The following is a 14197-nucleotide window of genomic DNA, read 5'->3' as shown; positions in this document are numbered from 1 at the left end:
GTGTTTTAATTAATGGTTTTAAATCGCGAATTGACGAGCGCAAAAGAAAAAGCCGGCGTTTGAATGGCCGGCTTTGTGACTTATGAGGACGGCCGTGCCGTCCGAGAGTGATCGGTTAGCGTTTCAATCCCGTCGCTTCGTCAGCGCCGATCGCGAGATTCATACACTGGATCGCCGCGCCCGACGCGCCCTTGCCCAGGTTGTCGAGCCGCGAGACCGTTACGAAGCGCTCTTCGCTGCCGAACACGAACAGGTCGACGCGATTCGTGTCGTTGTTCGCCTGGACGTCGAAGAATCCGCTGTCGAGGTTGTCGTCCGCGTTGAAGGGCGCGACGCGCACGAACTGCTCGCCGCTGTAGTACTCGGCGAAGAGCGCTTGCACTTCTTGCGGCGTGGCTGGCTTCGCGAGCTGGCTCGGCGTGAAGTACGTCGTCACGGCGAGGCCCTTGAAGAAGTTGCCGACGATCGGCGTGAAGATGGGCGGGTGCTTCAGGCCCGTGTGCGCGGCCATTTCCGGCAGGTGCTTGTGCGTGAGGCCGAGCGCATACGGGCGCGGGCTGTCGAGCTTCGCGTTTCCGCCCGCTTCGTAGTCCGCAATCATTTTCTTGCCGCCGCCGCTGTAGCCGGTGATCGAATAGCTGTGCGCAGCGAAATCCGCCGACACCACGCCCGCTTCGACGAGCGGACGCATCGCCAGCACGAACGCCGATGCGTGGCAGCCAGGCACCGCGATGCGCTTCGCCGTGCGCAGACGCTCTCGTTGCGCGCGGGCCAGTTCGGGCAGGCCGTACGCCCAGTCGGCATGGGTGCGGAACGCCGTGCTCGCGTCGATCAGCACGGTGCGGTCGTTCTCGACGAGCGAGGCCGATTCGCGCGACGCGACGTCCGGAAGGCACAGGAACGTGACGTCGGACGCGTTGATGAGACGACGGCGCTCGTCGATGTCCTTGCGCTTCGCTTCTTCGATGCGGAGGATTTCAACGTCTGCGCGTTGTGACAGGTATTCGAAAATTTTCAGGCCGGTCGTGCCTTCCTGTCCGTCGACAAAAACTTTCGTGCTCATCTCGATCTCGCTGGCTTACGGAAAACGGGCGCTCGCTGCGCCGGAACGCCATTTTAAGACTGCTTGGCGGCGCGTGTGCAGCGCATGTGCGGATTTGGTTAAAAACAAGTTGCGCTGCAACAGTGACAGCGGCATGACAGACCGCGCTGCCAGGACGCGACCAGCACGCGCCGCGCTCGCCTACGCCGGCTGTCCCGCCTTCCAGCGCGCTGTCACGGCCGCGATGCGCGCGCCGAACACCTTTGCCGTTTCGATGTCGCCGGGCAGCGGCGCTTCTTCGGGCGTCGCGTCGGCGGGCGACTGCGACAGCAACCCGGTGAAGCCGCCGACATAGTTCAGATCATTGCGAGTGGCCGCTTTCGTGTTGGACGGCATCATGCCCGTGCCCGCCCAGATCATGCTGTGCTGCATCGCGAGCGTGACGAAATACTGGATCGTCGAGAACTTGTCGCCGTTCATCGTCGCTGAATTCGTGAAGCCGGCGGCGATCTTGTCCTTCCATTTCTGGCCGAACCACGGCTTTGAACTGGCGTCGGCGAATTTCTTGAAGTCGGCGGACGGGCCGCCCATGTACGTGGGCGCGCCGAAGATGATCGCATCGGCTGCGTCCAGCTCGGCCCAGCCCGCGTCGTCGAGCTCGCCGACGGCGATCAGCTTTGCGTCCGCGCCGCCGTCGAGCGTGCCGGCGAGAACCGCTTCCGCGAGCTTCTTCGTGTGGCCATAGCCGCTGTGATACACGATGATGATCTTCGACATGGACAACTCCATCGTTGCAAGAAATGATTGGCAAGGGCAGAACGTTGCGGGTTCATTCTGTCATCAAGGGCGAGTTCTTTCAGACGCCGCGAGAAAACGCGGCGTCGTCCGATCGCTGTTGAGACCGCCTTGGAAAAAGGCTAGCGACCGTACATGACGGTCATGCGGGCGTAGCCGAGCGTCGCGGTGCTGATCTCGTGGTCGAACATCACCGAAGGCCGTCCCTGCGCGAGCCTGAGATTGGGCGCGCTCAGCGCATACACGGTGATGACATAACGATGCGGCTTGCCGGGCGGCGGGCAGGGGCCGCCGTAGCCGTCGATGTCGAAATCGTTGCGTGCTTCGACGGCACCGAGTTTCTTAAGAAAGCCGGACGCGCTAGCGTTTTCCGGCAGCCGGTCGACGTTGGCTGGAATGCCGACGACGGCCCAATGCCACCAGCCGCGTCCAGGCGCATCGGGATCGAAGATCGTGATCGCGAAGCTGCGCGTGCCGTCGGGCGGGTTATGCCAGCTGAGTTGCGGCGAATAGTTGTTGCCCTTGCAGTCGTCTCGGTCGAAGACCTGCGCGTTGTTGACCGTGCCGCCCGCGCGAAAACTGGTGCTGGTGACGGTGAACGCACTGTCGGCGAAGACCGTGGACGCGTGAACCGCGCACGCGAACGCGATGACGGACGCGGCGCGCGATGGCGCGACAGACAGAAACGGCAGGAACGAACGGGACGAAGCAGGCGTAACGACCGGGCAACGCAAGCGCATGTGCCGAATCTCCTGTCAGGCTCGTAAAGAATTGTCCTTACGAAGGATTATTATCCTTTTTTATACCCAAGCGACAAATCGAGTCTAACATTACATCTTATAAAAGCATTCGTGCTTGGTAAGCGGCCAGTATGGCCTGAAATCAGCTATAGTCGCTGGGATCGTCTGCGGTCGTATGCAAGCAGACAACTCCTAGAAATTTAGAACTAAGAAACAGTTTCATGACTGAAGTTTCGGAGCGTGGATTGTCAGATCGAGGGAGGGCCATGCAAGATCCCATCAGGGTCGTGGTTGCCGACGACCATCCGGTCATTCTCTTTGGTGCCGAGCAGGCGTTGCTCAAGTTCCAGGGTATTCGTGTGGTCGCGCGCGCAAAACAATCCACTGAGCTAGTGAAGTTGTTACAAACGACGCCCTGCGACGTGCTCGTCACCGATCTCGCGATGCCTGGCGGGCATTACGGCGACGGTCTGCCATTGATCGGTTACTTGCGTCGGAATTTTCCCGACTTGCCCATCGTTGTCCTGACGATGCTTGAAAACGCCGCGTTGCTGAAGCGGCTAAATGAGCTTGGCGTGACTTCCGTGGTGAACAAGTCGGACGATCTGAGTCATATCGGTCTTGCCGTGCAGCACGTCAGCCGGCATCTCGAATACATGAGTCCGTCGGTGAAGGCGTCGCTCGACACGCTGCGCATGAACGCGGGTGGCAAGAGCGACGAGGTGATCCTGTCGAAGCGCGAGCTCGAAGTGGTGCGGCTCTTCGTTTCGGGCATGACCATCAAGGAAATTTCCGAGCAACTGAATCGCAGCATCAAGACGATCAGTACTCAAAAGAACACGGCGATGCGCAAGCTCGGACTCGAACGGGATTCCGAATTATTTCAGTATGCGCAAAGTAACGGCTTGATGAACCTGTCGTCGTATGCGCCGGGCGAGGCCGACGACGGAGGCGCTGCGCCGCAACAGTCTTAGACGTGTCGCCGGAGGAGGAGGGACGCTTCCGAATCTGGTCGACGCGAATCTTGGCATGCCAAAGGAAAAGGCTGCCTGTCTTACGGACAGGCAGCCTTTCTGTTTGCATCGCCGGCTGCGCGCGGGCCCTGGCGACTTCAGCCCGGCGCGTGATGCGGACGATTACTGCGGAGCAGCCGTCGCACCGCCGTGCGCTGCCGACCACTCGGCGGGCGCGTGCAGGAATTTCTCGACTTCGTCGAGCGTCTTCGTATCGAAGTAGCCCTTTTCTTTCGCGACGCGCAGCACGTCCCACCACGTGGCGAGCGCGTGCAGATCGACGTCGATGTCTTTCAGCACGGACACGCTTTCCTTGAAGATGTTGTAGTGGAACAGCACGAAGCAGTGGTTCACCTGCGCGCCCGCCGTGCGCAGTGCGTCGATGAAGTTGATCTTGCTGCGGCTGTCGGTGGTCAAGTCTTCCACCAGCAGCACGCGCTGGCCTTCCGTCAGCAGACCTTCAATCTGCGCATTACGGCCGAAACCCTTCGGCTTCTTGCGCACGTACTGCATCGGTACCATCAGGCGGTCCGACAGCCACGCGGCGAACGGGATGCCCGCCGTTTCACCGCCAGCGACGGCGTCGATCTGCTCGTAACCAACGTCGCGCAAGATCGTCGTTTCCGCCATCTCCATCAGGCCGCGGCGCACGCGCGGGTACGAGATCAACTTGCGGCAGTCGATGTATACCGGGCTCGCCCAGCCGGAGGTGAAGATGTACGGTTTTTCCGCGTTGAAGTGCACTGCCTGGACTTCCAGCAGCATTTTTGCGGTCGTGTCGGAGATCGTCTGGCGATCGAAGCCTGTCATGGGCGAATCCTTGGGTGGTGAGCTGGGAGGCGGGCGCGCGGCCCTATGGCGCAGCAAGCGTGGCGTGACCAGATGTGGCACCTGGCGCCCGGATGGGCGAAACACGCCGGAAAGTTGAAAAACTGACGGGATTGCTGCGCGCGTAGCCGGATATTTTACCCGATTCGGACTTGTCCCAGGGCGCGCGAACGTGCAGGCCCGCCGACGCATTGGCCGCCTGGACGCTTCGCCTATGCTTTTTGGCCAGGTTGTGACGGCAGATCGCGGCCTTTACACTCACGCGACATTTTCCACCACACCAAGTTTCAGCGATGGCCGTGCGCGGCCATTTGCCATTTGCCGCCCGGTTACGCGCGCACGGAGCACTGCATATGAACATCGCCTCTTCGCCGAACGCCGTCACGCAAGATCCTCGCGCCGGCTATGCCGCGCGGGCGCTGATCGCGTCGGTGCTCGGCTATGCGATGGACGGCTTTGACCTGCTGATTCTCGGCTTCATGCTGCCCGTGATCGCCGCCGATCTGCACCTTACGTCGACGCAAGCCGGGTCGCTCGTCACTTGGACGCTGATCGGCGCAGTCGCAGGCGGTCTGATCTTCGGCGTCTTGAGCGACTATTTCGGCCGCGTGCGCATGCTCACGTGGACGATCCTGATCTTCGCGATCTTCACGGGCCTGTGCGCGCTCGCGCGGGGCTACGGCGATCTGCTCGCGTACCGGACGATCGCGGGCGTCGGTTTGGGTGGGGAGTTCGGCATCGGCATGACGCTCGTCGCGGAAGCTTGGCCTGCGGCGCAGCGGGCGCGCGTATCGTCGTATGTCGGGCTTGGCTGGCAACTCGGCGTGCTCGCGGCCGCGTTGCTGACGCCGCCGCTGCTGCCGCTGATTGGCTGGCGCGGCATGTTCGCGCTCGGGCTGCTGCCCGCCGTGGTGTCGTTTTTCGTGCGGCGGCGCGTCGAGGAACCGGCGCTGTTCACCGAGCGGGTCGCGCGTGGCATGTGCAAGGCGCCTGTGAAACTGCTCGTCGCCGATGCACGCACGACTCGCGCGAGCGCAGGCGTCGCGACTCTCTGCTCGGTGCAGAACTTCGGCTACTACGGCCTGATGATCTGGCTGCCAACCTATCTGTCGAAGACCTTCGGCTGCTCGCTGACGCGCTCCGGTCTATGGACGGCCGTCACGGTGCTCGGCATGGCCGTCGGCATCTGGCTGTTCGGCGTCGCCGCCGACCGCTTCGGCCGCAAGCCGACGTTTCTTTTCTACCAGGCGGGTGCCGTCGCGATGGTGTTCGTCTATGCGCACCTGAGCACGCCAGCCGCGCTGTTGATCGGCGGCGCAGTGATGGGCGTGTTCGTGAACGGGATGATCGGCGGCTACGGTGCGCTGATTTCCGAGCTGTACCCGACGGATGCCCGCGCCACTGCACAAAACGTGCTGTTCAACATCGGCCGGGCGGTGGGCGGTTTCGGTCCCGTCGCGGTCGGCGCGCTGGCTGCGCGTTTTTCATTCGGTGCGGCGCTTGTCGCGCTCGCGTCAATCTACGTGCTCGACATCTTCGCGACGGTCTTTCTGATTCCGGAACGCTGCGGCGCAGCGCTCGAATGACCGCATCTGCCGAGCACCCGCGCGCAAGCTGAAAGTACTTTCATGTCGCACCGCAGCACGAGCTGGCGCGGCTCAGGCTTATCCGTCCGGTACAAAACCTGGCCCGAACTGACTCATCAGGGGTGTACACTAATCGACCCGAAAAAGCTCAGCGCCGCCTGCTTTCCGCTGAGGTTTGACGCCGCGCCCGACGGGCGCACGCGAGAAACGCCGCCGTCGGGCATCGTTCCGGCAATGGCCAGCGCAGCACGTGACGTAGTGATGTATCGAGCCGGGCCCATTATTAACGTCTCGCAGGTTAGAAAATGGACGAACAACTGAAGCAAAGCGCTCTCGCGTATCACCAGAATCCGAAGCCCGGCAAGATTTCGGTCACACCGACCAAGCCGCTCTCGAACCAGCTGGATCTGTCGCTCGCGTATTCGCCGGGCGTCGCAGCCGCGTGCATGGCCATTTATGACGAGCCGCTCGACGCGCAGAAGTACACGTCGCGTGGCAACCTGGTCGGCGTGGTCACGAACGGCACGGCTGTGCTGGGCCTCGGCAACATCGGACCGCTCGCCGCGAAGCCCGTGATGGAAGGCAAGGGGTGTCTGTTCAAGAAGTTCGCCGGCATCGACGTGTTCGATATCGAGCTGAGCGAATCCGATCCCGACAAGCTCGTCGAAGCGATCGCGATGCTGGAGCCGACGCTCGGCGGCATCAACCTCGAAGACATCAAGGCGCCCGAATGCTTCTACATCGAGAAGAAGCTGCGCGAGCGCATGAAGATTCCCGTTTTCCACGACGACCAGCACGGCACGGCGATCATCGCATCGGCGGCGATTCTCAACGGCCTCAAGGTGGTCGGCAAGAAGCTCGAAGAGGTGAAGCTCGTGTGTTCGGGCGCGGGCGCGGCGGCCATCGCGTGTCTGGACCTGCTCGTGAACCTGGGCCTGTCGAAGAAGAACGTGCTCGTCGTCGATTCGAAGGGCGTGATCTACGAAGGGCGCGGCAATCTGGACCCGTCGAAGGAGCGCTACGCGGCGCATACCGACGCGCGCACGCTCGCCGACGCGATCAAGGGCGCCGATGTGTTCCTCGGCTGCTCGAGCGCCGGCGTGCTGAAGCCGGAAATGGTCAAGGAGATGGGCACGCAGCCGCTGATCCTCGCGCTCGCGAACCCGGAGCCGGAAATCCGCCCGGAAGAAGCAAAGAAGGTGCGCCCGGACTGCATCATCGCGACGGGCCGTTCGGACTATCCGAACCAGGTCAACAACGTGCTGTGCTTCCCGTTCATCTTCCGCGGCGCGCTGGACGTCGGCGCGACGACGATCACGGAAGAAATGAAGCTTGCGTGCGTGCGCGCGATCGCGGAACTCGCCGAAGAAACCGATCAGGGCGATGAAGTCGCGAAGGCCTACGAAGGCCATTCGCTGGAATTCGGCCCCGACTACCTGATTCCGAAGCCTTTCGATCCGCGTCTGATCATCAAGATCGCGCCCGCCGTCGCGCAGGCCGCGATGGATTCGGGCGTCGCCACGCGTCCGATTCAGGACATGGACGCCTATCGCGAGCAACTCGGCGCGACCGTCTACCGCTCGGGCATGGTGATGCGCCCCGTGTTCGCCGCCGCGAAAGCGCAGCCGGCGCGCATCGTGTTCGCGGAAGGCGAAGACGAGCGCGTGCTGCGCGCCGCGCAATTCGTGCTGCTCGAAAAGATCGCGAAGCCGATCCTGGTGGGCCGCCCCGGCGTGATCGAGATGCGTCTGAAGAAGATCGGCTCGAAACTCAAGTGCGGCGAAGACTTCGAGATCGTCAATCCGGAAGACGATCCCCGTTACCACAAGAGCTGGCAGGCGTATCACGAAATCGGTGCGCGCGAAGGCGTTACACCGGAAGTCGCGAAGGCCGCGATGCGCAAGTTCAACACGCTGATCGGCGCGATTCTCGTGCATCTCGGCGACGCGGACGGCATGATCTGCGGCCTGATCGACACGTATCACGAGCATCTGAAATACGTCGAGCAGGTGCTGGGCAAGGCCGAGCACGTCGATAACTTCGCCGCGATGAACCTGCTGATGCTGCCGGGCCGCAACCTCTTCATCAGCGACACGTACGTGAACGAAGTGCCGACGGCCGAACAGCTCGCCGACATGACGATTCTCGCCGCGCGTGAAATCGAGAAGTTCGGCATCGTGCCGAAGGTCGCGCTGCTGTCGAATTCGAACTTCGGCAGCATCCCGTCGGCGACGTCGGCACGCATGTCGGCTGCGCGCAAGCTGATCGCCGAACGCGCACCGCATCTCGAAGTGGACGGCGAAATGCACGGCGACGCCGCGCTGTCAGAAGCGGTGCGCAAGGCGGCCTTCCCGGGCACGACGCTGACGGGCGAAGCGAACCTGCTGATCATGCCGAACGTCGAAGCGGCGAACATCACGTACAACCTGCTGAAGATGATCGGCGGCGAAGGCGTGACGGTCGGTCCGTTCCTGCTCGGCGCGTCGAAGCCGGTGCACATCCTGACGCCGGCCGCGACCGTGCGCCGGATCATCAACATGACGGCGATCGCTTCGGCGAACGTCGGTGCGGAGCGGCAAGCCGCGAACTAACCGCGTTCCCGCTGGATGATCGCTTGATGAAAAAAGGGCACCGCGAGGTGCCCTTTTTGTTGCTGCCGGCCTTGTGCTGCCGGCCTGTCCGGAAAACTTCGGGCGTTACGCGACGTGCTGCTGCTCGACGCCGCCCGCCGGCGAGCGCCACTTCGCGAGCAACGAGGCCCACTTCGCGCGAACGCCCTTCATATTGTTTTCCTTCACGTGGCCGTAGCCGCGAATTCCGTCCGGCAGGTTCGCGAGCTCGACGGCCAGCGCGCGCTTGTCAGCCGTCAATCCGCCGATCAGCTCACGCACCAGCGTTTCATACTCAACGATCAACGCACGTTCGGCGCGGCGCTCTTCCGTCTTGCCGAACACGTCGAGGGCAGTGCCGCGCAGGAACCTCAGCTTTGCAAGCACGTGCATCGCGTTGAGCATCCACGGACCGTACTGCTTCTTCACGAGATGGCCGTGCGCGTCCTTCTTCGCCGTCGACGGCGGTGCGAGATGGAATTTCAGCTTCCAGTCGCCTTCGAAATTCGCCTTCAGCTTTTCGACGAACGCTGGGTCCGAATACAGGCGCGCCACTTCGTATTCGTCCTTGTACGCCATAAGCTTGTGCAGATTCTTCGCGACGGCTTCCGTCAGCGGCATCTGGCCGTCGGCGGCTTCGAGCTTCGTTTCGGCGGCCCGCACTTCGTCGACCAGCTTGCGATAACGCGCCGCGTATGCGTCGTTTTGATAAGCGGCCAGATACTGCGCGCGCTTGTCGATCAACGTATCGAGCGCCTTCGGGGTATGCAGCGAGATGATCTTCGCGGCATTCGACGTGTCGTCGTCGATGCGATTCTGCGGTCGTGCGAGCTTGCGCACGGCATCGAGATCGTGCGCCGCGCGGCGGCCCCATTCGAATGCCGCGCGGTTCTTCTCGACCTGCACCGCGTTCAGTTCGATCGCGCGAATCAGCGACTCGTGCGTGAGCGGCAGCCAGCCTTTTTGCCACGCGTAGCCGAGCACGAAAGGATTCGTGTAGATCGCATCGCCGAGCAGGGCAACGGCGAAATGGTTCGCATCGACAGCCGCGACGTTGTCGTCGCCGGCAGCCGCGCGCACGTCTGTGTCGGCGCTCGCGCCAGGGAAGCGCCAGTTCGGGTTCTTGATGAACTCGGCCGTCGGCGTCGGCGCGCTGTTCAGCACGACGTGCGTGCGGCCGTTCTGCATCCGCGACACGCATTCGTCGCCCGCCGTCACGATCGAATCGCAACCGATCACCAGATTCGCTTCGCCCATCGCGATACGTGTCGCGTGGATGTCGGCGGGCTGGTTCGCGATCTGCACGTGGCTCATCACGGCGCCGCCTTTCTGCGCGAGACCTGTCACGTCGAGCACCGTGACGCCCTTGCTTTCGAGGTGCGCGGCCATGCCGAGCAGCGCGCCGATCGTCACGACACCCGTGCCGCCGACGCCCGTCACCAGCACGCCGTACGGCTTGCCGATCGCGGGAATCTCGGGATCGGGCACGGGCGGCATCGTGTCGCTTCCGGCGCCCGACGCCTTCGGCTTGCGTAGCTGTCCACCTTCGACGGTCACGAAGCTCGGGCAAAAGCCCTTCAGGCACGAGAAGTCCTTGTTGCAGGTCGACTGGTTGATCTGCCGCTTCGTGCCGTACTCCGTTTCGAGCGGCTCGACCGACAGGCAGTTCGACTGCACCGAGCAATCGCCGCAGCCTTCGCACACAGCTTCGTTGATCACGACGCGCTTCGCCGGATCGGGATACGCGCCGCGCTTGCGGCGGCGGCGCTTTTCGGTCGCGCAGGTCTGGTCGTAGATCAGGATCGTCGTGCCTTCGATCTCGCGCAACTCGCGCTGCACGTCGTCGAGCAGGTCGCGATGGTGGACCGCGATGCCAGGAGCGAGGCCGACATTGGCGCTGTACTTCTCGGGCTCGTCGGTGACGATCACGATCTTCTTCGCGCCTTCCGCCGCGAGCTGATGCGTGATCTGCGGCACGGTCAGCGTGCCGTCGACGGGCTGGCCGCCCGTCATCGCGACCGCGTCGTTATAAAGAATCTTGTACGTGATGTTGGCCTTCGACGCGATCGCCGCGCGAATCGCGAGCAGGCCCGAGTGGAAATACGTGCCGTCGCCGAGATTGGCGAACACGTGCTTGTCGTTCGTGAACGGCGCCTGGCCGACCCACGCGACGCCTTCGCCGCCCATCTGGCTGAACGTGCTCGTACTGCGGTCCATCCACACGGTCATATAGTGGCAGCCGATGCCCGCCATCGCGCGCGAGCCTTCGGGCACGTTCGTCGACGTGTTGTGCGGGCAGCCAGAGCAGAACCACGGCTTGCGTTCGGCTTCGACGCGCGGACGCGCCAGCGCCTTTTCCTTCGCTTCGATCACGGCGATGCGCGCTGCGATGCGCGCGCGCACGTCGGATGGCAGATCGAACTTGTCGAGACGCGTCGCGATTGCCTTTGCGATCAACGCGGGCGACAGTTCGTAGTGCGCGGGCAGCAGCCAGTTGCCCATCGGCACCGACCACTCGCCGCCCGCGCCGTCCTTCTCGTCGAACTTGCCGAACACGCGCGGACGCTGCGCATCGGGCCAGTTGTACAGCTCTTCCTTGATCGCGTATTCGAGAATCTGGCGCTTCTCTTCGACCACCAGAATCTCTTGCAGTCCGCGCGCGAACGCCTGCGCGCCTTGCGCTTCGAGCGGCCACACGCAGCCGACCTTGTACAGGCGAATGCCGATGCGCGAGCAGGTCTCGTCGTCGAGGCCGAGGTCGGTCAGCGCCTGACGCACGTCGAGATACGCCTTGCCGCCCGTGATGATGCCAAAGCGCGCGTGCGGCGAATCGATCTCGATCCGGTCGAGCTTGTTCGCGCGCACGTACGCGAGCCCGGCGTACCACTTGTAGTCGAGCAGACGCGCTTCCTGCACGAGCGGCGGATCGGGCCAGCGAATGTTGAGACCGCCTTCGGGCATCTCGAAGTCGGTTGGCAGAATGATTTGCGTGCGGTGCGGATCGATATCGACGGAAGCCGACGACTCGACGACGTCGGTGACGCACTTCATCGCGACCCACAGGCCGGAGTAGCGGCTCATCGCCCAGCCGTGCAGCCCGAAGTCGAGATATTCCTGCACGTTCGACGGAAACAACACGGGCAGGCCGCACGCCTTGAACAGGTGTTCCGACTGATGCGCGAGCGTCGACGATTTGGCGGCGTGATCGTCGCCTGCGAGTACAAGGACGCCGCCGTGACGCGACGAGCCGGCCGAGTTGCCGTGCTTGAACACGTCGCCCGAGCGGTCGACGCCGGGGCCCTTGCCGTACCACATCGAGAACACGCCGTCGTATTTGGCGCTGGGATAGAGGTTGACCTGCTGCGAGCCCCACACGGCCGTCGCGGCGAGGTCTTCGTTGACGCCGGGCTGAAAGACCACTTGATGCCCGGCGAGGTGCTTCTTCGCTTTCCACAGCGCCTGGTCGAGGCCGCCGAGCGGCGATCCGCGATAGCCCGAGATGAAACCGGCGGTATTGAGTCCGGCGGCCTTGTCGCGCTCCTGTTGCAGCATCGGCAGACGCACCAGCGCCTGGATGCCGCTCATGTACGCGCGGCCGCGTTCGAGCGTGTATTTGTCGTCGAGCGTGACGGAAGTCAACGCGGCTTCGAGCGAGGCTCGCTGACCAGCGTCTAGCGGGGCATTCATTATGTGTACTCCTCCACCCAGGTTGGGATCGCCAAAACCTTCAGGGCCTCGGCATCTTGTGAATGCTCCGGCCGGGGTCGCCATATTGACGGCTTTTTTGCGATGGTAGCACTGGTAAAAACCCGCCGCTAATCGTTGAAAACACCGCAATGCGGGATGACTCACGCAGGAAAATGTCGCGCGTATGACGTGGCGGAATCTATTTGGTGTGCCGCTGTAACAGCGTGTAAAAGCTTGAAACGACAGGAACGGGACTTGAAATGCTGGTCTAAACTCCCCACCTGCACGAATCGCAACGTTCCGCATGCTGCGGAGCTTCGCTGTGCAGGAGTTGAAAAAGGAGTACGCATGAACACGAAACACATCCAGACCTTCCTGATGGTCTCGGCAGCATTCTTCGCGATGAGCGCGCCCGTGCACTCGAGCAGCGCCAGCTCGCTCGTGAATGCCGTCACGCGCACCGCGCCGGTGGCAGCGGCAACGGTCGCCGTGAACCGGCAGCGCTCGTCCGACGACACGGAGCGGCGTGGCTGACGCACGATGGCGGGCGGCCGACACGACCGCCCGCGTCTGAACGAACAGCGAGAGTCGGCGGACCGAGGGGCGCCGATTCTCAAATCCAGAAATGAAAAGGCGAGGATCGTACGATTCCTCGCCTTTTTCTTTGCCGAGCGTTAGCCGCCAGAATGGGTGTTAGGTCTTGTCCTGCACGACACCGCGACGAATCTGATTCAGCTCGATCGATTCGAACAGCGCCTTGAAGTTGCCCTCGCCAAAGCCCTGGTTGCCCTTGCGCTGGATGATTTCGAAGAAGATCGGTCCGATCTGATTCTCGGTGAAGATTTGCAGCAGCAGGTCGTCGTGTGCGCCGTCGATCAGGATCTTGCGCTTGCGCAGTTCTTCCAGCGGCTCGCCGTGGTTGGGCACGCGGCGGTCGACGAGTTCGTAGTACGTGTCGATGGTATCGAGCAGCGAGATGTTCGACGCACGCAGGCCGTCGACCGTCTTGTAGATATTGTTCGTGCCGAGCGCGATGTGCTGAATGCCTTCGCCGTGGTACGCGTCGAGATATTCCTGAATCTGGCCAGCCGTTTCCGAGCCTTCCTCGTTGATCGGAATGCGGATCTTGCCGCACGGCGACGTCATCGCCTTCGACTTCACGCCCGTCACCTTGCCTTCGATGTCGAAGTAGCGCACTTCGCGGAAGTTGAACAGGCGCTCATAGAACCCGGCCCACTCCTGCATGCGTCCGCGATGGACGTTGTGCGTCAGGTGATCGATATAGGTGAGGCCGTGGCCGGTCGCGTTCGGATCGGTGCCCGGAATTGGCTCGAAGTCGACGTCGTAAATGCTGATGTCGCCGATGCTGTGCGGCGCCGCGCCGTTCTTGCCGCGCCAGCGGTCGACGAAATAAATCAGCGAGTCGCCGATGCCCTTGATTGCGGGGATGTTCAGCTCCATCGGGCCCGTCTTGTTGTCGAAGCCCCATGCACCCAGTTCGAGCGCGCGCTTGTACGCCTTGGCGGCATCCTGCACGCGGAACGCGATTGCGCAGATCGACGGGCCATGCAGGCGCGCGAAGCGCTGCGCGAACGAATCCGGCTCCGCGTTGACGATGAAGTTGATGTCGCCCTGACGGTACAACGTCACGTCCTTGTGACGATGCTTCGCGATCGCCGTGAAGCCCATGCGCTCGAACAGCTTGCCGAGCGCGACGGGGTCGGGCGCGGTGTATTCGATGAATTCGAAACCGTCGGTGCCGACGGGATTTTCCCAGGTAGGGACCTTCATGTCTGTCTCCTCAAAATGCGGATTTCCGATGCGCATCGCGCGATTCGTGAAGAACAGTCTAGTATCCCGAGTTAAAAAATGATTGCCTTATTTGCGTTATGTACTA

Annotated in this window: 10 protein-coding genes; 4 read left to right on the top strand and 6 right to left on the bottom strand. The window is 62.6% G+C overall.

The window, feature by feature from the left end:
• Window positions 1-115 precede the first annotated feature (115 nt).
• The 3 genes from argC to BN2476_RS21710 form a co-directional block, all read right to left on the bottom strand.
• A complete protein-coding gene (gene argC, locus BN2476_RS21720) occupies window positions 116-1063 on the bottom strand; it encodes an N-acetyl-gamma-glutamyl-phosphate reductase (RefSeq protein WP_087736230.1) in 948 nt (315 codons plus the stop codon).
• 180 nt (window positions 1064-1243) lie between these two features.
• On the bottom strand, window positions 1244-1819 hold the full coding sequence (locus BN2476_RS21715) for a flavodoxin family protein (protein ID WP_087736330.1): 576 nt from the start codon (window positions 1817-1819) through the stop codon (window positions 1244-1246).
• A gap of 140 nt (window positions 1820-1959) precedes the next feature.
• A complete protein-coding gene (locus BN2476_RS21710) occupies window positions 1960-2577 on the bottom strand; it encodes a YbhB/YbcL family Raf kinase inhibitor-like protein (RefSeq protein ID WP_087736229.1) in 618 nt (205 codons plus the stop codon).
• A 266-nt stretch (window positions 2578-2843) separates the two neighbouring features.
• On the opposite strand from BN2476_RS21710, the gene BN2476_RS21705 reads away from it, so the two are divergent.
• Window positions 2844-3551, top strand: a complete 708-nt coding sequence (locus BN2476_RS21705; protein WP_087736228.1) for a response regulator — start codon at window positions 2844-2846, stop codon at window positions 3549-3551.
• Between the two features lie 162 nt (window positions 3552-3713).
• Here BN2476_RS21705 and BN2476_RS21700 read toward each other — a convergent pair whose 3' ends face one another.
• A complete protein-coding gene (locus BN2476_RS21700) occupies window positions 3714-4400 on the bottom strand; it encodes an orotate phosphoribosyltransferase (protein ID WP_087736227.1) in 687 nt (228 codons plus the stop codon).
• Between the two features lie 371 nt (window positions 4401-4771).
• Between BN2476_RS21700 and BN2476_RS21695 the strand changes: the two genes are divergently transcribed.
• Window positions 4772-6004 (top strand): MFS transporter, encoded by a 1233-nt coding sequence (locus tag BN2476_RS21695; RefSeq protein WP_087736226.1) that lies wholly within the window; start codon window positions 4772-4774, stop codon window positions 6002-6004.
• A 305-nt stretch (window positions 6005-6309) separates the two neighbouring features.
• The gene (locus BN2476_RS21690) at window positions 6310-8595 is read left to right on the top strand and encodes an NADP-dependent malic enzyme (protein ID WP_087736225.1); all 2286 of its coding nucleotides are present in this window, start codon (window positions 6310-6312) and stop codon (window positions 8593-8595) included.
• Between the two features lie 105 nt (window positions 8596-8700).
• On the opposite strand, the gene BN2476_RS21685 is transcribed toward BN2476_RS21690, so the two are convergent.
• A complete protein-coding gene (locus BN2476_RS21685; protein WP_087736224.1) occupies window positions 8701-12300 on the bottom strand; it encodes an indolepyruvate ferredoxin oxidoreductase family protein in 3600 nt (1199 codons plus the stop codon).
• A 348-nt stretch (window positions 12301-12648) separates the two neighbouring features.
• Here BN2476_RS21685 and BN2476_RS21680 point away from each other — a divergent pair, with 348 nt between their 5' ends.
• The gene (locus BN2476_RS21680) at window positions 12649-12834 is read left to right on the top strand and encodes a hypothetical protein (protein WP_087736223.1); all 186 of its coding nucleotides are present in this window, start codon (window positions 12649-12651) and stop codon (window positions 12832-12834) included.
• A gap of 159 nt (window positions 12835-12993) precedes the next feature.
• Here BN2476_RS21680 and hppD read toward each other — a convergent pair whose 3' ends face one another.
• On the bottom strand, window positions 12994-14091 hold the full coding sequence (hppD, locus tag BN2476_RS21675; protein ID WP_087736329.1) for a 4-hydroxyphenylpyruvate dioxygenase: 1098 nt from the start codon (window positions 14089-14091) through the stop codon (window positions 12994-12996).
• Window positions 14092-14197: the final 106 nt, after the last annotated feature.

Origin of the sequence: Paraburkholderia piptadeniae, assembly GCF_900007165.1 — a bacterium.
GTDB lineage: Bacteria > Pseudomonadota > Gammaproteobacteria > Burkholderiales > Burkholderiaceae > Paraburkholderia > Paraburkholderia piptadeniae.
The sequence above is the reverse complement of the archived record's forward strand: the minus strand, read 5'-3'. Positions and strand labels throughout refer to the sequence as shown.

What these genes read in the sequence shown, in the direction of transcription:
- argC (WP_087736230.1), bottom strand. Translation starts at nt 1,063, where the DNA reads ATGAGCACGAAAGTTTTTGTCGACGGACAGGAAGGCACGACCGGCCTG.
- BN2476_RS21715 (WP_087736330.1), bottom strand. Translation starts at nt 1,819, where the DNA reads ATGTCGAAGATCATCATCGTGTATCACAGCGGCTATGGCCACACGAAG.
- BN2476_RS21710 (WP_087736229.1), bottom strand. Translation starts at nt 2,577, where the DNA reads ATGCGCTTGCGTTGCCCGGTCGTTACGCCTGCTTCGTCCCGTTCGTTC.
- BN2476_RS21705 (WP_087736228.1), top strand. Translation starts at nt 2,844, where the DNA reads ATGCAAGATCCCATCAGGGTCGTGGTTGCCGACGACCATCCGGTCATT.
- BN2476_RS21700 (WP_087736227.1), bottom strand. Translation starts at nt 4,400, where the DNA reads ATGACAGGCTTCGATCGCCAGACGATCTCCGACACGACCGCAAAAATG.
- BN2476_RS21695 (WP_087736226.1), top strand. Translation starts at nt 4,772, where the DNA reads ATGAACATCGCCTCTTCGCCGAACGCCGTCACGCAAGATCCTCGCGCC.
- BN2476_RS21690 (WP_087736225.1), top strand. Translation starts at nt 6,310, where the DNA reads ATGGACGAACAACTGAAGCAAAGCGCTCTCGCGTATCACCAGAATCCG.
- BN2476_RS21685 (WP_087736224.1), bottom strand. Translation starts at nt 12,300, where the DNA reads ATGAATGCCCCGCTAGACGCTGGTCAGCGAGCCTCGCTCGAAGCCGCG.
- BN2476_RS21680 (WP_087736223.1), top strand. Translation starts at nt 12,649, where the DNA reads ATGAACACGAAACACATCCAGACCTTCCTGATGGTCTCGGCAGCATTC.
- hppD (WP_087736329.1), bottom strand. Translation starts at nt 14,091, where the DNA reads ATGAAGGTCCCTACCTGGGAAAATCCCGTCGGCACCGACGGTTTCGAA.